Genomic DNA, 21616 nt, shown 5'->3' with positions numbered 1-21616 from the left:
GTTAATTTTAAATAAATTGATTACGTTTGCCCTAGTTTACCATGCTAAAATGCCATATTAATCCAGATTTACAATAACCAAGCTATCCCAACGCCATGACACTAACGAGCGAAAACATTTTAAAAATAGACAACCAAACCTACGACCTAAACAACCATACCCCAATGATGGTGCAATACCTGCAAATGAAGGCAAAGTATCCCAATGCTTTGTTGCTATATCGCATGGGGGATTTTTATGAATTGTTTTTTGAAGATGCCAAAAAAGCAGCACGCCTGCTAGACATTACGTTAACTCGCCGCGGTAACGACAAAGCTGGACAAAATATCCCCATGGCAGGTGTGCCTTTTCATGCTGCCGACAGTTACATGGCCCGCATGATTGCCAAAGGACAAACCGTTGTCATTTGTGAGCAAATGGAAGAAGAAACCAACCAAAACAAAACAAATGGTAAACCCGCCAAAGGCATTATGAAACGTGAAGTGGTACGTACCCTAACCGCTGGTACCATTACCGAAGATACGCTTATTGCCGCCAGTCATGGTACTAGCCAAACTCCCAGCGTGGTTGCCATAGATTTTGATATAAACCATAAAAAGTCGCAATACAAAATAGGTGTTAGTCGTTTGGACATCGCTGCTGGTAAAGTAATTTGCCAAAGCATTGAAGGTACTGATGCCAAACAAATTAAAAACGAGCTTGCCACTGTACTGGCACGTTTTGAGCCAAGCGAATGTTTAATTAGTGAAGGCATTAGCGCCAACCAAATAAAAATTGGGGATGATGATATAAACCTGTGGTTACAACAAACCCTAAAATGTGCGGTTATTGAGATTGCCAGTAGTGATTTTTCTGCCAAGCATGCCGCGGCAACCATTTGCCAACAGTTTGATGTTCGCCATGTTGATGGCTTAGGCATTGCACACAGTACACTTGCTCAAACAAGCACGGCAGCGCTCATCCATTATGCAAGACAGACCCAACAACGGCAGATACCGCATGTTAACCAACTGGTGGTTGAAAACTCGCAAGATTACTTAATTATTGATGATATTTGCCAGCGTAATTTAGAGATTTTTTACAGTATTAGCCCAAATGGTACATCTTTGATTGAGGTACTTAACCACTGCCAAACACCAATGGGCAGACGTTTATTACCACAGCAAATTAAACGCCCATTGCGTAAGCGAGAACATATCAAACTTAGGGCTGATGCCATTGAAACCTTGCTAAAAAATAGTAACGAAGCGCACCTAAAGAGCTTGCAAGATACGCTAGCAGACTTTGCAGATATTGAGCGTATTAGCAGTCGTATTAGCCTTAACTCAGCCAAACCACGTGATTTAAGACGACTTGCCGATAGCATCCGTTTGAGTACAGTAATAGAAACTCAATTAAACAAATTAAAGGTTAACGCGGCACAAAATGGGTTGTTGCCAATGCTGTTAACCAACCTACCAAGCGCAACCTCGATTTTAGATGATATTGCCAGCTTAATTGAGCAAGCCATTGTTGAAGAGCCCCCTGCTCACATCCGTGATGGCGGTATGATTAAAACAGGCTATGACGAGGAATTTGATCGTTTAACGCATTTACATGACAATGTGCAAGACACCTTGGACACCATGGCAAGCACTCTGACTGCTCAGTATCATTTACCCAGTTTAAAAGTTGGTTTTAACAAAGTGAGTGGCTTTTATTTTGAGTTACCAAAAGGGCAAGCAGACGCTGCCCCTAGCGAATTTATACGCAGGCAAACTTTAAAAAATAGTGAGCGTTACATTACCGATGAGCTAAAAACACTAGAAAATGATTATCTAACGGCTCAGTCACAGGCATTGGCAAAAGAAAAACTACTTTATAACCAGTTATTAGCGCAACTTGCTAGCCAGGTCAGTAACCTGCAACAGTTGGCTCAATCCATTGCACAGATTGATGTGCTTATCAACTGGGCAATGCTTGCCACTAAATACCATTGGCAACGCCCAACCATGAGCACAAAGTCTGGCATATTAGATATTAAAAAAGGTCGCCATTTGGTGGTTGAAGCCGGTTTAATTGCCAGCCAACAAACTGGCACGGCATCTGGCTCAGCGCATATTGCCAATCACTTTGTTGCCAACGACAGCAGCATGGGCACAAACACGCATCCAGAGCATTTACTGTTAATCACAGGTCCTAATATGGGGGGTAAATCCACCTACATGCGACAAGTGGCATTAATTGTTTTGTTAGCCAGCTGTGGCAGTTTTGTCCCTGCCGAACACGCCACCATTGGTGACATCGACCGTATTTTTACTCGCATTGGTTCGGCGGATGACCTTGCCGGTGGCAAGTCTACCTTTATGGTTGAGATGATTGAAACAGCACACATACTCAATTTGGCAACAGACAAAGCCTTAGTACTGATGGATGAAGTTGGGCGTGGTACTAGCACAACCGATGGGCTAGCAATGGCGTTTGCCTGTGTAAAACGCTTGGCAGATATGCGCTGCTTAACCCTATTTGCTACCCACTATTTTGAGCTAACACAAGTTGCCGATACCCATCAAAATATGAGAAACATGCATGTCGCTGCCAGCGAGATTGAAGGCAAATTATTACTATTGCACCAAATACGAGAGGGTGCCGCAAACTCAAGCTTTGGTTTGCATGTTGCTAAAATGGCTGGCGTACCAAATGATGTTTTGACCCAAGCACAAGAGTATTTAAATCATTATCTTGTTCAGCAGTCCCAACACGCCAAAGTTAACAAATCTCAAAAAACATTGCCAGATAAACATACGCAGGCAGATTTATTTGATTTTGCAAAAGAAAAAGAACAAACCGACAAAGTGGCAAAAAAAGCAGCCAAATTTGATGCATTAAATGCACTAATCAATGAGATTGATCCAGATGAAATGACCGCAAAGCAAGCCTTGGATTGGGTTTATGCATTAAAAAATCAATAATGTTTAAAAAAATATAGCAACTTAATTATCTTGCTTAATAAGCCTATTAAAGTACAGCGAATTAAAACACAACAAAAACTCGATACATCATATACTGGCATGATTGATTTTTAATTTTATTGACTAATCAGCAATTTTTTCAAATCGAGCTATTGACTCAACATGCGCTGTGTGACAAAACATATCCATCACCCCAGCGTGTGTCAATTTATAGCCTTGCTCAAGTAAGGCTTTACTATCCCGTGCAAGGGTTGCTGGGTCGCAAGACACATAAACTATCCTTTTGGCATTAAATTTTGGGATATATTGCATCACTTCCCACGCCCCTGCTCTTGGTGGGTCAATAAGCAAGGCATCAAAAGATTCTGATGCCCATTCACACTTTGATAGGTCTTGGGTTAAGTCTTGCGTATAAAACTGGGTGTTTTCTAGCAAATTACGTTTGGCGTTATCTTTGGCTCTTTGAGTCATTTTATTACTGCCTTCCACACCAATTACCATCCCTTGTTTATTCACCAACTTTGCCATTGGTAAACTAAAATTGCCCAAACCACTAAATAAATCAAGCACACGCTCACCAGGTTGTAGTTTTAATAAGTCACAAGCTTGCTTAACCATTTGGTGATTGACCGACTGATTCACTTGCGTAAAGTCGGTTGGCACAAACTCATATACCAAACCGAAGTCAGGCAATTGATAATAAAGCCGACCGAGCTTTTTTGTATTTTTTTGCTGCGTGGCACACCCTACACGATAAATACTGTTTATCCCTTTTGGTTGTAGATACAGTTGCCACTTTCGTTGCTCAAAAAACGCACTTAATTTGTCAATATCTTTGCTAACCAAAGGCTGCACATGACGGATAATCATCGCTATATTGCTATCACCATCAATTAAGTTTGATATTTTTTCTCCTACCGCAACTTCAATATGTGTAATATGCTGCACACCCTGCAAGCTTTTTAATAGTGTTTTTAGATTGGTGATTTCATTATTAATACGTTTATCCAGCACAGGGCATTGGCTGATATTCGTCAAGCGGTTACTAGCACGCTCACGAAAGCCCAGCACCAGTTTACCTTGGTTATTTTTTGCGCCTCGTTTGCCAGACAAATAGCGCACACCCAACCTCGCTTTGGTACGATACCCTACTGTATCGCCAACAATGGGAGTCAGCCACTCGTCAGGTTGTATATCCGCTTGGTGCTGAAAGTGCTCGGCAAGTACCGATTGTTTAAAAGCAAGTTGTCCATCAGCTTGCCAATGTTGCAAGCTACAACCACCACATTGAGCAAAATGCTGACAAAAGGGGTTTTGTCTGTGTTTATTTAACGGTTCAATAACCTCAACTGCTTCAGCTTCTTCATAATTTTTACGCTGGTTAGTGAGCTGTGCTTTTACCACTTCATTAGGTAAAGCAAAGCTAACAAACACTTTTTTGCCTTGCTTTTCACCTTGTTGATAGGTGGCAACCCCTCGCCCATCATGAGTTAACCCAGTAATAGCCAATTCTATGATTGGCAATTTTTGTTTTTGAGTCAGATTTTTTTGTTTAAAGCGCTGATTTGCTTTTTTGTTAGCTGGCTTATGACGCATGCAATGGCTCGCTGATTAATCTATAAATTTTAACAGCCAAAATGATAACACATTTGCCATTATGCCTTTTGATTTTAGCAGCCAATGGTAACAAGCCTAGTTTAAAATGACTAAAAGATTAAAGCGTGAAAACACACCAATTAAACAACCGCATCCGCTTGTCGTTCTTTACCCAAAACCTTAGCCAAAACCAGCCCGAGTTCAAACAACAACCACATAGGGATAGCAAGCATCAACATAGACACCCCATCAGGTGGCGTCACAATCGCAGCAACCGCAAAACAGCCCACAATAATATAACGGCGTTTATCTTCTAAAGCCTCAGTAGATACCACCCCTGCCAACACCAACAATAACGTCACCACAGGAATCTCAAACGTTGCCCCAAACACCAAAAACAACTTCATCGCAAAACTAAGATAACTATTAATATCCGTCATCGGCAACACATTTTCTGGCGAAAACACAATAAAAAACTTTAAGACACCTTGTAGTACAATAAAATAAGCAAATGCCACCCCCGCATAAAATAAAACAACCGAAGCCAACAAAATAGGAATGGCGATTTTTTTCTCTTTTTTATACAGCCCTGGTGCCACAAATGCCCATACCTGATACAAAATATAAGGCATGGCAATAAAGGCAGCAACAAACAAGGTTAACCGAAGTGGTGCCATAAATGGGGTGGTCACATCGGTTGCTATCATTGAGGCATTGGCAGGTAACTGAGCCACCAAAGGGTCAGAGAAAAAGTCGTATAATTGGCGAGAAAAGCCAATCAGTGCTAAAAAGATAACCAATACGCCAGCAAATACTTTTACCAAACGACGACGCAGTTCTACTAAGTGATCAATAATTGGTGAGTTAGCTAAGCTGTCATCTGCTTCTATTTCATCTTTAGATAAGATGGGGGTCGTATCTGGTGGTGTGTTAGTCATGATGGGTGTCAGCTTGTTTGGTTTGAGCCAGTTCTTGGTTTTGTTCTTCTTGTAGTTTTTGCATATTGCCACGCATTTCACGCAGTTCTTTTTGCATATTGGCTTCGGCTTCACGTATTTTGGCGAGTTCGGCTTGCATTTGTTTACGGGTTTCTGCAAGGTCGAGTTCGTTTTCTAGTTCGGCTTGTAGGTTTGCCATGGTGCGTCTGGCTTTGCTATACCATTTGCCAGCCGTTCGGGCTGCTTGTGGGAGTTTTTCTGGACCAAGGACAATTAAGGCGATGGCCCCAAAAACTAAAATTTCTGAGAATCCAATATCAAACATGCTGGCTCGTTACGGTTTGTTATAGCTTGGGGCTAAACATTTTGTTCGTTTTTGTTTTTTAGGGTGTCATTGTTTGTGGTGTTTTGATGGTCAATGACACGGTTGGCGTGTTCTTGTTCTTCGTCGTTAACGGCATCTTTAAAGTCTTTGACTGCGCCGCCTACGTCTTTGCCTATGTTCTTTAGTTTTGATGTGCCAAATACAAGTGCGACAACTGCTAAAAGTATTAACCAGTGTGTAATCGATAGTCCGCCCATCTTAGGCTCCTTTTGTAAATTTTAACGCTTAAAATTAAAATCACTTAAATGATTTAAGTGATTTTAATAATCTCATTCATTCTTTTGTTTTGATGGCTTTATGCCATAGATTCACCCAAGATGACACCGCCATCTTTTTTGGTAATCATAACCGTTGCTGAACGTGGTGTTGAACCATTATTTGCAGCAGACCAGTTACCACCTGGATGCTGAATATTAATAAACATGGTTTTAAAGTCTGGTGTCATAGTAATGCCCGTTACTTCACAGCCTTTAGGACCAACAAAGAAACGCTTAATATTTTCATCAGTTGCCGCAGCACCAACCCGAGTTTGTGTACCTGCTGATGTTGTCGTTGTTTGACCATCACCCACTTGACCCGGCAATGCAGCTAAAAGCATACAACTGGTCGTATCTGTGTATTTTCCGTCATCGGTTTCAATCCAAAGTACGCCACGTGGGTCAAAAAACAAGCCATCAGGGGCAGACATGTCATTATTGGCATTCAAACCAGATAGGTTTTCTGCACTTAAATCATTAGGTGCTGCAAATAAGTAGATATCCCATTCAAACGTTGTCGCTGTATGGTTATTGCCAGATTCAGCCCATCGAATAATGTGACCGTGTACATTACCACCTTTACCATAGCTACGTGGGTTAGCTGCTACTGTATCAATCTTAGTACGACCACCGTCAGGGTTGTTATCCCAAACACGGCTCTTTTTAGCATTGTTAGTTAATGTGCAATATACCTCACCCGTCATAGGGCTTACAGACAGCCACTCAGGGCGATCCATACGCGTTGCATGAACTGCATCTGCCGCTGCACGAGCAAATATTAATACTTCTGCCTGGCTATTAAATGGTAAGGCTTTGTTAGAAGCATCTAAACCATTGACACCATATTTTAGGGCTTTCCACTCACCTGTTCCATTTTCATTAAATTTAGCAACATACAGTGTGCCTTTGTTCATGTATTTGTCACCCGCACGATGACCACCCCCAATATCGGAATTTGACCATTTCGCTGCAGAGACAAATTTGTAAATATATTCACCACGAGAATCATCACCCATATAAAACACAACAGGTTGACCTTCTACAACGGGTGCAAAAGCACAGTTTTCATGCGCAAATCGACCTAATGCCGTACGCTTAACTGGTGCAGATTTTGGATTAAATGGGTCAATTTCGGTAATATAACCAAACGTATTAAACACATTACGATAGTCCTGACTAGCATCACCTTCTTTTGCCGTCATATCCCAACGAGCAAACTCATCAGTAAAGATTTCATCTTTTGCGGCGGGTGTATACCAAAGGTAACCCCAGCTTGCAAAGTTTTCTTTTGCGCCATAACGCTTGCGAGCAAAATTTGCTTTTTCCCCAATTTTGCTTGTATCTTCACCTCGCCCAAACACACCCAAAAAGTTTTCTTCTGTTGTTAGGTATGTACCCCAAGGTGATAAACCCGCACCACAGTTATTGTTAATACCACGTGTTGTGCGACCCGATGGATCATACTTGGTTTTTACTAACGCATGACCCGCCACAGGACCTGACAAAACCGCTTTGGTAGCACTGGTAACACGGCGGTTAAATGGGGAGTCTTTTACCATCTCATAACCTTGACCATTGGCTTTTTTCTTCATTTCAACAACCGCCACACCATGGCAATTGACTTCTCGGCGTACATCACTGGCAAGACGCTTCTTTTGATAGATTTTTTCTGCTGTTGGGTCTTCTACCACCACATATTTACCCTCATGCAACTCTTTTTTACTCTTACCAATGGCAGATGGGTGTAAATGTTGTGCATTAACATATTCGTGGTTCATCACTAATAAACCGGAGTTCGATTCTTTTGGATGATAGCCGTTGCCTTGTTTACCAAAGAACCACATACCATCATGGTTATCACCCATGCGGTATTCAAAAGATTCGCCTGATTGTTCTCGGTTATCTTTCCAATCTTCAATGCCAGATACTAATGGCGTGCCTAATGGCAGAATTGGCTCTGCATGGTAACCATCTGCAACCGTAATATCGCCAATGGTTGTGTGCGCAACAGGGGCAAATTTTAATGCTTGAGGGCGAGTCGTATCTACCGCTGCTGGGGTTGCCAAACCAGAGGCTGTCATCGTAGTACCAGAACCATAAGGGCTTGTGCTATTCGCCGTTGTGCACCCTGCCAATGGCAAACTACCAAAAAATGCCGCTGTGGTTAAACCAGCACCCCCTTTTAAAACAGTACGGCGATCCATACGTTTACTTAATATTTCAGAAAATTGTTGGTTATTTGAAGGATTTGAATCTTCTTCGTATTCATAATCAAATAGGTCTTCATTGTGCTGAGTCATAATCATTACCTTGCATATTGGATTTTATTGAGTTGATGATCGAATCACTAACTAATTGGTACTCAATGTTATTTTGGTATTTAAACAAAGAGATCACACTAGCGATAAGTCACACAATAGCGATAAATAAAAAGGTAAATGAATTAAAAAAGGCAAGACAAGCTGCGTAAATCACATGAGTAATGAGCTTGATTGCCTAAAATTTTATTTTGTCATTTATCTTTAAAAGCCATAATGTAACTGCTTGTATCTTTGCCATACTATGATAGAAATATGACAACTAATTGACTGATAAATGACAAAACCATGACTCTAAATGTAAATGATTATTATAATTAAATATTGCGCATGTGTTTACGTATTACACTTAACAAACTTCGGTTGCCCACCTATGTTCATCTAGTACCAACGTTAACTTATCGCCTGCTGTGATTTTACCAACGCCTTTTGGTGTTCCCGTCATCACCACATCACCAGCCTGCAAACCAAATGCTTTACTAATATCTACCAGCAGCTCATAAATCGGGAATAGCATAAGCGCAGTATCACCATCTTGTTTACATTCATCATTCATAAATAATTGATAATGCACCTGTGTTAAATCGCCAAAACCATTTGGCGAAACCCAGTCAGCCAGTACACACGAGCCAGCAAACGCTTTTGAACGCTCCCATGGGTGTCCTTTGCTTTTTAATTTAGTTTGCAAATCACGTAATGTTAAATCTAACCCCAAGGTTACTGCATTAATCGCTGTTTTAACCTCATCCATGCTGGCATTTACTAAATCTTTACCCACTTGCACGCAAAGCTCGGCTTCAAAATGTACTTCTCCACCAAAATCAGGTAGCTGAATTGCTTCATTAATCGATACCACCGCAGATGCTGGCTTCATGAATAAGATGGGTTGGCTAGGTACTTCATTACCTAATTCTTTTGCATGGTCGGCATAGTTACGTCCAACGCAAACCACTTTACCAATTTCTAAGTTTTTCATAGTTACTCCTTATCGCAAATTTATTAATTCTCACCAAAATTAATTTTATTTATGGCAATCTTAGTAATCTCAATCATTGTAACATTTAACCTAATTAGGCAATAAAAAACCGCTCATACTCATGTATAAACGGCTTAAAAATATCAATATAATCATTATGAATGTGCAATGGTGCCAGCGGCTGCTTCTGGTGGCACGACACCTTGGTTGTGCTTGTTAAATCGTTTTTCTAGGTTTCTAAACAGCCACATAAACAACCACGACAACAACAAATAAAAGATACCCGCAGCAAAATACATCTCGATAACGGCATACGTTTTTGATCCAATTTTTTGGGCTGCACGAGTCAACTCTACCAAAGTAATGGTAGAGGCAAGCGCACTGCCTTTAAGCATAAAAATAACTTCATTACTATATGCTGGGATCATAATACCAAAGGCTCTTGGCAGGGTCACTCTTAACAATTTTTGCAAAGGCGACATGCCAATGGCATCTGCCGCTTCAAGTTCACCCTTCGGAATCGCTTCAATCGCACCACGTACAATCTCTGCAATATAAGCACTGGTGTTTAAGGTAAAGGCAATAATCGCACACCAAAAGGCTTGTTTAAAAACGGGTTCCCACAATACAGACTCGCGGACAAAATCAAACTGCCCCAGCCCTGCATATACCAAAAATATTTGGACTAATAAGGGCGTTCCTCTAAAAAAGAAGATAAAAGCAAATGGCAACGCTTGTATCCATCTATTTTTATTTGCCCTAAGCAGTCCAATAATAACACCAAAAAAGAGCCCTAAGATACCCGATAAAATAACTAACTTAGCGGTTAATATTGATGCCTCAAACAAAGTCGGTAGCGAGTCAAAAATTACATTCCAATTCCAGTTCATAATATTTTTCTCTCCCTACGGCACGCTTGCTATATTGTGACTATCAGACATACGTTTAAGTTTTAAAGAATACTGCTTGGCTGGATTTGCTCTTTTTTCTAAAAATATCATAGCGCCAGTCACCACGGTTGTGATTAGCAAGTATATCAATGCCGCTGCAAAATAAAACGTAAATGGCTCTGCCGTTGATTCCCCACCCTTTTTGGCGTAATACATGATATCGTATAAACCAACAACCGAAACCAATGCTGTATCTTTAATCAATACTAAAAATAAATTGCCCAAACCTGGCAATGCCAATGCCCAAACTTGCGGTAAAATAATACGAAAAAAAGTTTGTATAGGGTTCATCCCTATTGCTTTAGCAGCTTCCCATTGTCCGGTAGGGATTTCTTGTATTGCCATGCGCAACACTTCTGTTGCGTAAGCACCAAAAGCAATTGCCAATACCGCTACACCGGCTGCAAAAGGGCTAATGTCAATATGTTGGGTATAACCAAAACTTTTTAACACTTTATTTAATATAATGGTACCGCCAAAATATATAAATAAAATCATTAATAGTTCAGGTATCCCACGCATCACCGTGGTATACATGGTTGCCAGTCGATTAAATATCCACACTGATGAAAGCTTAGCAGTCGCGCCAATAATACCAAACACCATACCAATAGCTAAACTCACTATCGCAAGTTTAATAGTCAGCCATGAGCCTGTTATCAATAAATGTCCAAAGCCTTCCAAATCTAACATGAAACATCCATCCTAAAAAACATACATCTATCCAATCGTTCTTAAAATTAGTTAGTTATGATAACAAGCTTAAGCCGATACCGCCAGTAAAAGCTAGTTAAATCCATTTTTGCACCATCCAAAAAAAGCCCGCTTAAGTTCCCTAATTAAAGGGGATAAAAGCAGGCTTTATGTGGTTAGCAAACCTAACGACACATCAACTTGATAGCAAACTTTTAAAGCTGGTTATCAAGCCAAAAATTATTTGCTAAAGTATTTTGATGAAATCTCATCATACTTACCGTTAGACTTAATGTCAGCCAAAGCTGTATTTAGTTTGCCAGTTAACTCATCATCTTTACGAGTGGCAATACCAAAGTCATCTTTACCAGTTGAAACCGCTTCACCTTTTTGCTCAAAGTTAGCAGCATCTTCAGAGCTTAACCAATCAGTACCAACAACCTGGTCAACTAATACCGCATCCAAACGACCATTGATTAAATCAAGGTTAACGTTTTCTTGAGTATCATACAATTTAACATCAATATCAGGATATTCTTCTTCTAAATATTGAGAAGCAATCGTTGCAGTTTGTGCGCCAACTGACTTACCAGCTAGACTTTCAAAACTTGCTTCTTCACCTTTTTTAGCAATTAGCAACAAACCACTACTAAAGTATGGGTCAGTAAAATCGACAACTTGCTTACGCTCATCAGTGATAGACATACCTGCAATCACTGCATCGTATTTTTCTGCCTGCAAGCCAGGAATAATACCTTCCCAATCTTGTGCTACAATCTCACAGTTTGCTTTCATTTGTTCACACAGTGCATTTGCAACGTCAACATCAAAACCACCAAGATTACCATCTTTGTCGGTAAAGTTCATCGGAGGGTACGCGCCCTCAGTTGCAAAACGTACAACTTCTGCAGATGCTTCTGCGGTTTCATTCGTTGCTGTCGCTTCTTCTGCTGGTTTGTTGCCACCACAAGCCGTTAGGCCCATAGATAATGCTAGTAACGTGCTAGCTGCTGTCAAAGTGCGTAAAGCTGGCATAATAGAATCTTCCTTTTTAAACAAAATTAAATGAAAATGACAATTCCTGTCATTAAAGTGTAAACAAGTTTGTGTATGCACTACTCATTGAATAATACCTGACACAATAGAGAAAAACAAACACTTTTATACAAAATTAACTGGCATTTCTAATACTTATGTCAAAAATAAAAAAAGACCTACCAAAGTAAGTCTTTAATTATCTTTTATTCATCGCAACATTAATTATGCGATGCCATAAACTCTTTAACACGCTCTGACTTTGGATGATCAAACACTTGTTCTGGCGTACCCATTTCTTCTATTCGCCCTTCATGTAAAAACACCACTTTGCTAGAAACCTCACGTGCAAATCGCATTTCGTGAGTAACAATCAGCATGGTTCTGCCTTCTTCGGCAAGCTCTTGCATTACCGCCAACACCTCATTCACAAGCTCTGGGTCAAGCGCGGAGGTTGGTTCATCAAACAAAAGCACTTGTGGCTTCATTGCTAACGCACGGGCAATGGCAACACGCTGCTTTTGACCACCAGACAAATTGTCAGGATAAGCATTATGTTTGTCTGCCAACCCAACCTTTGCTAACAAATCTTTTGCCTCTTGTATGGCTTGTGCTTTGTTTATTTTTAAAACTTGGGTAGGCCCTTCAATAATGTTTTCTAAAATCGTTTTGTGTGGCCACAAATTAAAGCTTTGGAAAACAAAACCAATTTTTGCTCGCATTGCATCTAACTGTTTACGATTTTTTGCTTTTAAGTTGCCATCTTTTGCCTTTACAAGAGTGAGTTCTTCTTGCCCAACGATGATTTGCCCAGCTGACGGGTTTTCTAGCAAGTTTATGCAACGCAACAGGGTCGATTTACCAGAACCAGATGAACCAAGAATTGAGATAACATCACCATCATGAGCAGTTAAAGACACCCCTTTTAAAACCTCTAAAGCACCATAGTTTTTATGGATGTCGATTAAGTTAAGAGCAACTGGAGGATTATCTTCTTTATTCATACTATACTTTTTACTATTGGCTAATTGGTAATACGGCTATCACTATATTATTGAATCAATAAAATAATTGGTAGCAATTGAGAAATATAGCTGGTTATTTTCCCCCAAAACTGGGGGAAAAGGCAAGTTTTTTGTTTTAACTTATCAAGTTTACAAACTTGTACGGCTTTACTAATGCCATATTTTATTATAAGTTAACAAACATTCGAAACTTTTTAACAAGTTAAAGGACTCTTTTATGGACACCGCATCAAACATTAAAACCTACATGCAAACTGTCGGCAAACAAGCTCGCAATGCCTCACGCATCCTAGCAGCTGCCAGCACCAAAGACAAAAATTCAGCGCTGATGGCAATTCATGATGCCTTGCTAGCAAATAAGTCCGATATTTTGTCTGCCAATGCTCTCGATATGAAAAACGGACATAATAATGACCTTGAAACGGCTTTACTTGACCGCTTAGAGCTAACCGATGCCCGTTTTGATGACATGTTGCAAGGTTTAAAAGATGTGGTTGCCTTGCCTGACCCAGTCGGCGAGATTAGCGACATGACTTTTCGTCCATCTGGCATTCAATTGGGTAAGATGCGAGTCCCCCTTGGTGTCGTAGGTATGATTTATGAGTCTCGTCCTAATGTCACTTTAGAAGCAGGCTCCCTCGCTCTCAAATCTGGCAATGCCATCATCCTACGTGGTGGTAAAGAGGCTTTTGAGTCTAACCAAGCCATTGCCAAGTGCATCCATGAGGGGCTAGCCAATGCCGGTTTACCTGCCAATGCCGTACAGGTTATTGCGACTACCGACCGTGCCGCTGTGGGTGAGTTAATTACCATGAGTCAGTACGTTGATGTTATCGTCCCTCGCGGTGGTAAGGGACTGATTGCACGCATTACCGATGAAGCGCGTGTGCCTGTTATTAAACACCTTGATGGTAACTGCCATACTTATATTGATGCGTTTGCAGATCCAGAACTCGCCGTAAAAATATCGGTTAATGCCAAAACCCAACGTTATGGCACTTGCAATACGATGGAAACCTTACTGGTAGATAAAGCTGTGGCAGATACACTGCTTACCCCAATTTGTGAAGCCATTGTACAAGCGGATACACAAATGCAATTGCGTGCATGTGAGCAATCTTTACCCCTATTACAGCAATCAACCAATTTGCAAGGGCATATTGATAAAGCCATTGATGAAGATTGGGATACCGAATATCTTGCGCCGATACTTGCGGTTAAATTGGTTGATGGTATTGATGATGCCATTGTGCATATTAACGCCCATGGTAGCCAACATACCGATGTGATTATTTCTAACAACTACACCCGTACTCAGCAATTTATCCGTGAGGTCGACTCATCAAGTGTGATGATTAATGCTTCTAGCCGATTTGCAGATGGCTTTGAATATGGTTTGGGTGCAGAAATTGGTATCTCTACCGATAAAATCCATGCCCGTGGACCTGTGGGGTTAGAGGGCTTAACCTCACAAAAATGGGTGGTATTTGGGCATGGTGAGGTAAGAGGCTAAGTGGCAAACATCCCAAACCTAATCCATTTTGATACTTTTAATCGCCAGCGCCCAGATTTTGACAAACTCGTACCATATGGATTTGTCAAAAACGGCGATACATATACTTTTACAAAAGAGATTATTGGCGGTGACTTTAGCGTAAAAGTCGTTGTGTATCACAACGGTAAAACCAGTAGCCAAGTTATTGACACCCTAGAAGATGAAGAATACATCAACGTACGTATCGCCAGTGTTAAAGGCGAGTTTGTAGGCAGCGTACGTAAAGCTTATCAAACGGTGCTTACTAACATTGTAGAAAACTGCTTTATTGCCACGCGCTTTGCCAATGAACAAACCAACCGCTTGGCAGACTGGATACTTGCCAAATTTGATGAACAACCTGATGCGCCTTTTACAAAATCTAAAGAAACAGGTGTCTTCCGTAATAATGAAAACCAAAAATGGTACGCTCTAGTTACTCAAGTTAGTAAAAGTACGCTTGAACCTACCTTAAACACGCAAAAAGCCAAACAAAAAGTCGAAATCATCAACATCAAAGTTAATAGCGATTTGGTTGCCGACTTGCACAAACAAGCAGGCATTTATCCCGCCTACCACATGAATAAAAAACACTGGGTAACCATTGTACTTGGTGGGCACTTAACCGATGCACAATTGTTTGCATTGGTGCGCAAAAGTCGTGAATTAACGATAAAAAACAAAGCCCCCTCACGCAACAAAAAAACGAAGGAACTCCGCACTCAAATAAAATACTGGGTAATTCCCGCCAATCCGCACTATTATGATGTTATTAAAGTGTTTAAAGAAAAAGAGGTGGTGTATTGGTATCAAGGCGCTAACTTTATAGTCGGTGATATCGTTTATATGTATCTTGGCAAGCCCTACTCTGCTATTTTATATAAATGCGAAGTGATAGAAACCAATATTGCATCTACCAAAACTGATAAAAAAGGCAACCCCATTAAAAGAATGCACTTAAAACGCATCAAAACATTTGATAAAACAAAATTTACTTTCACTAAGTTAAAACAGCTGGGGCTCACCTCTATACGCGGCGCAAGAGGCGTACCAGATGCGGTGGTAAAACAGATAGAAACACAAGCTAACTAATATTTTTGTTTACGCTGAGTGGATGGAGCAATATTCATTGACTCGCGGTATTTAGCCACAGTACGACGTGATATTTTAACGCCTTGTCTGTGTAACTTTTGTACAATCGCATTATCTGATAATGGCTTTTTAGGGTCTTCAAGCAAGGTTAATTCTTTTATCATTGCACAAATTGCCGTTGCAGATACCGCACCTGTATTACTCGCCAAACTCGATGAAAAGAAATACTTTAAAGCATATAACCCCTGAGGCGTTAGAATGCTTTTACTGGTTGTTAAGCGTGAGACAGTTGATTCATGTAAGCCAACCTCATCTGCAATCTCTTTTAAAATAAGTGGCTGCATCGCAATTGCACCATCTACCAAAAACTGTTGCTGACGTTTTACAATTGCTGTGGCAACTTTTAGCAAGTTGTTATTTCGCTCTTCGATACTGTTGATAAACAGTTTTGCTTCACCTAAGTGATGCTTTAAATATTGATTGTCTGCACTGTCATCGTCTACCTTAATCAAGCTGGCGTATTCTTGATTAATTCGTACTTTTGGCAAGGTTTCAGGATTTAAACAAACTCGCCATTTTATATTGGACGCTTTCTCGCTTAATTTTGCATCTACTTCATCATTCGGTGTTACCAACACATCCGGAACATCATAACTTTCTAGTTCATCGACATAAATTGGTTGTGTATTAATAAATGCTTTGCCAGGTGCTGGGTTTAAAGTACGGATAAGCGTTAAGGCAGGCTCAATATCATGAGAGTTAAGCCCTGTCTTAGCTAATAATGATTCAATATCATTAGTTAATAACAGTTCTGAATGTTTCAGCAGTTCATACGCATTGTTAATATTTGGAGTGTTGTTGTCTAATTGATTAAGTTGTAATGTTAAGCACTCAGATAAGCTGCAAGCGCCAACACCTGTCGGCTCGCAAGACTGGATGATATGCAAAACCACCTCAATTTCGTCTTTGCCAACCGCATCTGCCCATTGATAAAAACTTACCAAGCCTGTTAGGTTAGCTTGCAACTCTGTTAGGTTAATATCAATAAACCCACCATCATCCATAGCGTCAATCAAATAGTCGGCAATTAACATATCTATTTGCGATAAATGCTTAAAATTAAGCTGCCAACGCACATGGTCTTGAATAGTGACTTGTGTTTTACCCTGAAAGCTTTCAGGCTCGTTGCTATTGATTGCATGGTTGGGTTGATGACTAGATAACGACATATTTGAACCATGTGTATAAATATTGTCCCAATCTGTATCTATGGCAATATTTTGCAATGAGGAATCCGACAACCTATCATAGCTGTCTATTAAGTCATCCTCTTTTACTTCATCGTTGTTACCAAGCTTACCTTCGTTTAACGTTTGATTGTTTTGACTAAAATCATCAACTAAAAACGTATCCAATTCATCTAGCCTGTCTAATAAGTCATCACTTTCTATCCTCTCTAGCAAGGGGTTGCTATCAAGTTGTAACTGTACCTCTTGTTCTAACTCAAGGCTAGACATGGCAAGCAGCCTAATTGCCTGCTGCATTTGAGGGTTTAATTTTTGTGCAATGCCAGCGGTGACGTGAATGCCAGACTTAAAAGACGTATTCATAAAGCGTTAATTGGTTCATTAATTAATTGTTATTATAGGCTAATTAAAACCCAACTAATATTTTAACACACTGACTTTAGTAAAAATCATGATATTATCCCACTATGAATAACCTGATTTTAATATTTGGAGTCCCTTATGCATATATGGGTTGATGCCGATGCCTGTCCTAAAATTGCACGCGAGTTAATCACTAAAACCGCCATGAGGACGCAAACAAAAACCACCTTTGTTGCCAATCAGGCACTCCATTTAACCCCTTCGCCATTTATCAATATGAAAGTAGTTGCGCAAGGTTTTGACGTAGCAGACAACGTCATTATAGAAAACTGTACCCGTGGCGATTTAATCATTACAAATGACATCCCTTTAGCCGATGAAGGGATTAATGAAGGGGCAAAAGTGATGAGCTTTAAAGGGATGATTTACACTAAAGATAACATAAAACAAAGCCTAAATATGCGAGACTTTATGGATACGATGCGTGGCACAGGCGTGCTCAACCCAACTGAAATGGGAGGACAAAAGCCTTATTCCGACAAAGATAAAAAAGCATTTGCAGATGGGCTAAATAAACTCGTTAGATGACGCCTATTCTTGTCAAAATCTTTTGTTTACCCACAAACATCAAATAGCCAAATCGCCCAAGTCACATTGTTAGCTAAAATAGGTGTCCGCTAAACTAAAGTAATCATACCAGATAGCCAAATAAAAAAGTAACGTAAAGTATAAAAACCAAAGTTAAGATTGCCATCGCCACTTTAAGCCATGGCGTTTGCCAAAACCTGCTGGCTAACAACAATAAAACCAGTAACAGCAACACAAGCATGCTGGTTTGATGCGTTTGTAACAGGGTATTTATTGGCTCCCACCAAGACAGCATTTGAACACCCATTGCTAGCAAATAACCCCACAAAACCCATTGGGCAACACCCAAAAACAGCCCTATACTGCCACAGATGGTAAAACGTTGCCAACTGACCTTTTGGCTGCCTGCCAAAAAAGGCACTACCCAAGCAACAGGACCAAGTAGTCGAGCAAAAATGAGTACATAGTTGCCTTTTGTTTTCATTAATAGGCGAAAACGGGCAATAGGGCGACGGGTTTTTGGTTGCCAATTTATCAATTTGTTTTGAGCATTGCTACCTAAATGTCTGCCTATAAAATAGCTACTTTGATCCCCTACTAAACCACCCAAAAAAACCGCCAGCACGCCCCACCAAGAACCCGCATACAGCTGATAACCGGCAGCTAATAAAAACGGTTCTCCCATAATAAATAGATTCGCACCTATCAAAGCGTCCAGTAGTGCACCAAAAAATAACAGTAAAAATGACATAGCCCATCAACACCAGCCATAGCCTTTATTAACGGCTTTATTAATTATCTTCTTTATAATGGTTAAACTGGTAGTCCATTTCATTGTTACGCATTTCTCCGTTAAAAAAGCGATAAATATTTGCTTTTAAATAGATTAACCCTGTACCCAAGAAACCATCTTGTTGTAACCGCCGTGGATCAAAAGAAAAGGTTAATGGTAATAAACGAAACTTGCTGATTTTTGATGCTCTATTCACGTAGTCGCAATCTTCACACAAAGTAATTGCTTCATCAAAACCGCCAAGTTTTTCATGCGCCTGTTTGGTCGAAAAAACACACGCCCCAACCGCAGTAGGAAAAAAGTAAGAAGTTGCAAAAAGCCCCACATTAAATAAAGAATAACCCAAACAATAATGCAATGGCAGTTTTCTGGCATTCATGTAAACACCAGCCACCTCAAGATCTTTTTTATCTAAAAATTTAATGGCTTTTGACAAAAAATGTTTATCTAAATGCACATCGGCATCCAAAAACAACAGTCGCTCATATTTTGCTAAGCTAGCGCCTGTATTACGCCCCCTACTCACGCCACGGGCTTGCATATTATGCACAGTTAGATCTGGCAAAATATCATGATACGAGTTAGCAACTTCTCGGGTATTGTCATCACTATCAGAATCAGACACAATCACTTCAAAATGTTGATAACTCTGCTGAGATAAGTCTGTTAACAACTTACCAATACGTTTAGACTCATTTAAGGTAATGATTATCACGCTAATCGATTTGGGTTTTTCCATGCTCATCCACAACATTCTTTTATCGTATTTTTGTAGTCACTTTGTGCAAAAAAGAGTCGAAGAGATATCACGCAATATATAACACGGCACAAATCAAAATAGTTAAAACTAACTGCATAAAAAGCTACTCAACACCCTGTAATTCTTGCTATCATATAGTAAAGATATAACAATATGGTTACACACAGCGCTTTATACACCCCACAAAAAAGGAATAAAACGATGTCATATCAACACATACTACTAGTCACCGATTTAAAACAAGATGCGGATTTAGTTGCCCAAAAAGCAAAGCAACAATTAACCTCGGAGTCAAGCCAGCTGTCAGTTTTACATATTGTGCAAGACACTGTGGTTGGTTTTGGGTATGAACTAATCCCTGCCGCTTCATTAAATGAAGTTGATGAAGAAAATAGGCAAGAAATGAAAGCAGAAATGGTGGATTTTTTAGACCGAAACCAACTTAACACTAAAAATACAAACATTAATGCAGAAATTGCAACGGCCGTTTCAAGCACGGAAGGGATTATTAGCTATTGCGACGCACATCAAGTAGACTTATTGGTGATTGGTCGTCATGAGCGTCATGGTTTGTCGGCTCTTTTACATGGCTCAACGGTTAATAACATTATGCCAAACATAAAATGCGATGTTTTGGTGGTGCATTTAGACATCTAACGATACTAAAGCCTAACCTATGATAAAATTGATAAAACCCCACGTTACCAATTGGCGACGTGGGGTTTTTTTATTTCACACAAGTTAACTTAGGCATTTGCCAAAGCTTGCTCTAAATCTGCTTTAATATCATCAATATGCTCAATACCAATTGATAAACGAACCATATCTTCACTAACACCGGCTTTTGCAAGTTCTTCTTCATTTAACTGACGATGGGTTGTACTTGCTGGATGGCACGCAAGTGATTTTGCATCACCAATATTAACTAAGCGGACAATCATCTGTAACGCATCAATAAATTTAGCACCTGACTCTCGACCACCCTTAACACCAAAGCTTAAAATGGCTGATGGTGTGCCTTTATGGTATTTTTTAGCCAACGCATGTTCTGGGTGGTCTGCCAAACCAGCATATTTAACCCAAGACACTTTTTCATGATTTTGCAGATATTCTGCCACTGCTTGCGCATTTTGCACATGGCGCTCCATACGCAGTGCCAATGTTTCAATGCCTTGCATAATACTAAAGGCATTAAATGGGCTTAATGCTGCGCCAGTATTACGTAGCGGTGCTACCCTCGCACGCGTAATAAAGGCAGCGGCACCCACATCTTGTGCAAAATTAACTCCATGGTAGCTAACATCTGGCGTGTTTAATAGCGGGAAACGTTCTGGTTGTTTTGCCCAATCAAACTTGCCACCATCTACAATAATACCGCCAATAGAAGTACCCGTACCTGACATGTATTTAGTCAATGAGTGAATAACAATATCAGCGCCAAAATCAATCGGGCGGCAAAGTGCCGGCGTTGCAACCGTATTATCAATCACCACAGGCACACCATATTCATGTGCAATGGTTGCCAATGCTTCAATATCTACAATGTTACCTAAAGGATTGCCAATGCTTTCGGCATATACCATTTTTGTTTTATCATCAATTAAATCACGAATACTCTCTGGCTTGGTATGGTCAAAAAATCGTACTTCAATGCCTTGGCGTGGCAACGCATGTGCAAATAAATTATAGCTACCACCATACAAAGTAGATACTGAAACAATGTTATCGCCAGCTTCGGCTAATGTTTGAATGGTGTAGGTAATGGCTGCCATGCCAGAAGCAAGTGCCAAACCGGCGATACCGCCTTCCATAGCCGCAACTCGCTCTTCTAACACAGCATTTGTTGGGTTCATAATACGAGTGTAAATATTGCCAGCTACTTTTAAGTCAAACAGGTCAGCGCCATGCTGCGTATCATCAAATGCATAAGAGCTTGTGTGGTAAATTGGCACGGCACAAGCTTTGGTTGTTGGATCTGGCTTATAGCCTGCATGAATTGCTAATGTTTCAAGATTTGTTGTTTGGTGAGTCATACAATAGTCCTTTTAAGCGATGTCAATCAATATTAAAAACATAAAAAAAGTTAGATTACTCAATCTAGTAACCTAACTATAG

19 protein-coding genes are annotated in these 21616 nt (G+C 40.2%); 5 read left to right on the top strand and 14 right to left on the bottom strand.

Annotated elements, in window-relative coordinates:
- Window positions 1-95 precede the first annotated feature (95 nt).
- Window positions 96-2951, top strand: coding sequence for a DNA mismatch repair protein MutS (mutS, locus tag VH441_RS09640; RefSeq protein ID WP_434353431.1), 2856 nt, complete (start codon window positions 96-98; stop codon window positions 2949-2951).
- A gap of 123 nt (window positions 2952-3074) precedes the next feature.
- On the opposite strand, the gene rlmD is transcribed toward mutS, so the two are convergent.
- The 10 genes from rlmD to VH441_RS09590 form a co-directional block, all read right to left on the bottom strand.
- Window positions 3075-4547, bottom strand: coding sequence for a 23S rRNA (uracil(1939)-C(5))-methyltransferase RlmD (rlmD, locus tag VH441_RS09635; protein ID WP_434353430.1), 1473 nt, complete (start codon window positions 4545-4547; stop codon window positions 3075-3077).
- A gap of 140 nt (window positions 4548-4687) precedes the next feature.
- The gene (gene tatC / locus VH441_RS09630) at window positions 4688-5485 is read right to left on the bottom strand and encodes a twin-arginine translocase subunit TatC (protein ID WP_434353429.1); all 798 of its coding nucleotides are present in this window, start codon (window positions 5483-5485) and stop codon (window positions 4688-4690) included.
- Window positions 5478-5810 (bottom strand): Sec-independent protein translocase protein TatB, encoded by a 333-nt coding sequence (gene tatB / locus VH441_RS09625; RefSeq protein WP_434353428.1) that lies wholly within the window; start codon window positions 5808-5810, stop codon window positions 5478-5480. Before tatB ends, tatC begins: the two co-directional genes overlap by 8 nt.
- Before the next feature lie 32 nt (window positions 5811-5842).
- Window positions 5843-6067: a Sec-independent protein translocase subunit TatA gene (tatA, locus tag VH441_RS09620; RefSeq protein WP_434353427.1), complete on the bottom strand. Its 225-nt coding sequence runs from the start codon at window positions 6065-6067 to the stop codon at window positions 5843-5845.
- 98 nt (window positions 6068-6165) lie between these two features.
- Window positions 6166-8433: a PhoX family protein gene (locus VH441_RS09615; protein ID WP_434353426.1), complete on the bottom strand. Its 2268-nt coding sequence runs from the start codon at window positions 8431-8433 to the stop codon at window positions 6166-6168.
- A 361-nt stretch (window positions 8434-8794) separates the two neighbouring features.
- Window positions 8795-9421, bottom strand: a complete 627-nt coding sequence (locus VH441_RS09610) for a fumarylacetoacetate hydrolase family protein (protein ID WP_434353425.1) — start codon at window positions 9419-9421, stop codon at window positions 8795-8797.
- A gap of 155 nt (window positions 9422-9576) precedes the next feature.
- A complete protein-coding gene (locus VH441_RS09605; protein ID WP_434353424.1) occupies window positions 9577-10311 on the bottom strand; it encodes an ABC transporter permease in 735 nt (244 codons plus the stop codon).
- A gap of 15 nt (window positions 10312-10326) precedes the next feature.
- Window positions 10327-11064, bottom strand: coding sequence for an ABC transporter permease (locus tag VH441_RS09600; RefSeq protein WP_434353423.1), 738 nt, complete (start codon window positions 11062-11064; stop codon window positions 10327-10329).
- Between the two features lie 240 nt (window positions 11065-11304).
- Window positions 11305-12099 carry a transporter substrate-binding domain-containing protein gene (locus VH441_RS09595; protein WP_434353422.1) on the bottom strand — a complete coding sequence of 265 codons (795 nt, stop codon included), beginning with the start codon at window positions 12097-12099 and terminating at the stop codon, window positions 11305-11307.
- Between the two features lie 221 nt (window positions 12100-12320).
- A complete protein-coding gene (locus VH441_RS09590) occupies window positions 12321-13103 on the bottom strand; it encodes an ABC transporter ATP-binding protein (protein ID WP_434353421.1) in 783 nt (260 codons plus the stop codon).
- A gap of 238 nt (window positions 13104-13341) precedes the next feature.
- On the opposite strand from VH441_RS09590, the gene VH441_RS09585 reads away from it, so the two are divergent.
- Window positions 13342-14637 carry a glutamate-5-semialdehyde dehydrogenase gene (locus VH441_RS09585; RefSeq protein WP_434353420.1) on the top strand — a complete coding sequence of 432 codons (1296 nt, stop codon included), beginning with the start codon at window positions 13342-13344 and terminating at the stop codon, window positions 14635-14637.
- Entirely contained in the window at window positions 14638-15750 is a 1113-nt protein-coding gene (locus VH441_RS09580; RefSeq protein WP_434353419.1) for an MmcQ/YjbR family DNA-binding protein, read from the top strand. It begins immediately after the preceding gene.
- On the opposite strand, the gene rpoN is transcribed toward VH441_RS09580, so the two are convergent.
- Window positions 15747-17360 (bottom strand): RNA polymerase factor sigma-54, encoded by a 1614-nt coding sequence (gene rpoN / locus VH441_RS09575; RefSeq protein ID WP_434353418.1) that lies wholly within the window; start codon window positions 17358-17360, stop codon window positions 15747-15749. The genes VH441_RS09580 and rpoN overlap by 4 nt on opposite strands.
- 138 nt (window positions 17361-17498) lie before the next feature.
- Between rpoN and VH441_RS09570 the strand changes: the two genes are divergently transcribed.
- A complete protein-coding gene (locus VH441_RS09570; RefSeq protein ID WP_434353417.1) occupies window positions 17499-17948 on the top strand; it encodes a YaiI/YqxD family protein in 450 nt (149 codons plus the stop codon).
- A 103-nt stretch (window positions 17949-18051) separates the two neighbouring features.
- On the opposite strand, the gene VH441_RS09565 is transcribed toward VH441_RS09570, so the two are convergent.
- Both VH441_RS09565 and VH441_RS09560 read right to left on the bottom strand, forming a co-directional pair.
- Entirely contained in the window at window positions 18052-18699 is a 648-nt protein-coding gene (locus tag VH441_RS09565) for a DedA family protein (protein WP_434353416.1), read from the bottom strand.
- 40 nt (window positions 18700-18739) lie between these two features.
- A complete protein-coding gene (locus VH441_RS09560) occupies window positions 18740-19480 on the bottom strand; it encodes a glycosyltransferase (RefSeq protein ID WP_434353415.1) in 741 nt (246 codons plus the stop codon).
- A 222-nt stretch (window positions 19481-19702) separates the two neighbouring features.
- Here VH441_RS09560 and VH441_RS09555 point away from each other — a divergent pair, with 222 nt between their 5' ends.
- Window positions 19703-20158: a universal stress protein gene (locus VH441_RS09555; protein ID WP_434353414.1), complete on the top strand. Its 456-nt coding sequence runs from the start codon at window positions 19703-19705 to the stop codon at window positions 20156-20158.
- Window positions 20159-20247: 89 nt separating this feature from the next.
- Here VH441_RS09555 and VH441_RS09550 read toward each other — a convergent pair whose 3' ends face one another.
- Complete coding sequence (locus VH441_RS09550; RefSeq protein WP_434353413.1) at window positions 20248-21534, bottom strand: O-acetylhomoserine aminocarboxypropyltransferase/cysteine synthase family protein; 1287 nt, start codon at window positions 21532-21534, stop codon at window positions 20248-20250.
- Window positions 21535-21616 lie beyond the last annotated feature (82 nt).

Source organism: Psychrobacter sp. HD31 (assembly GCF_051097895.1).
In the GTDB taxonomy this organism is placed as follows: Bacteria; Pseudomonadota; Gammaproteobacteria; order Pseudomonadales; family Moraxellaceae; genus Psychrobacter.
This window is presented reverse-complemented; position numbering and strand designations above follow the sequence as displayed.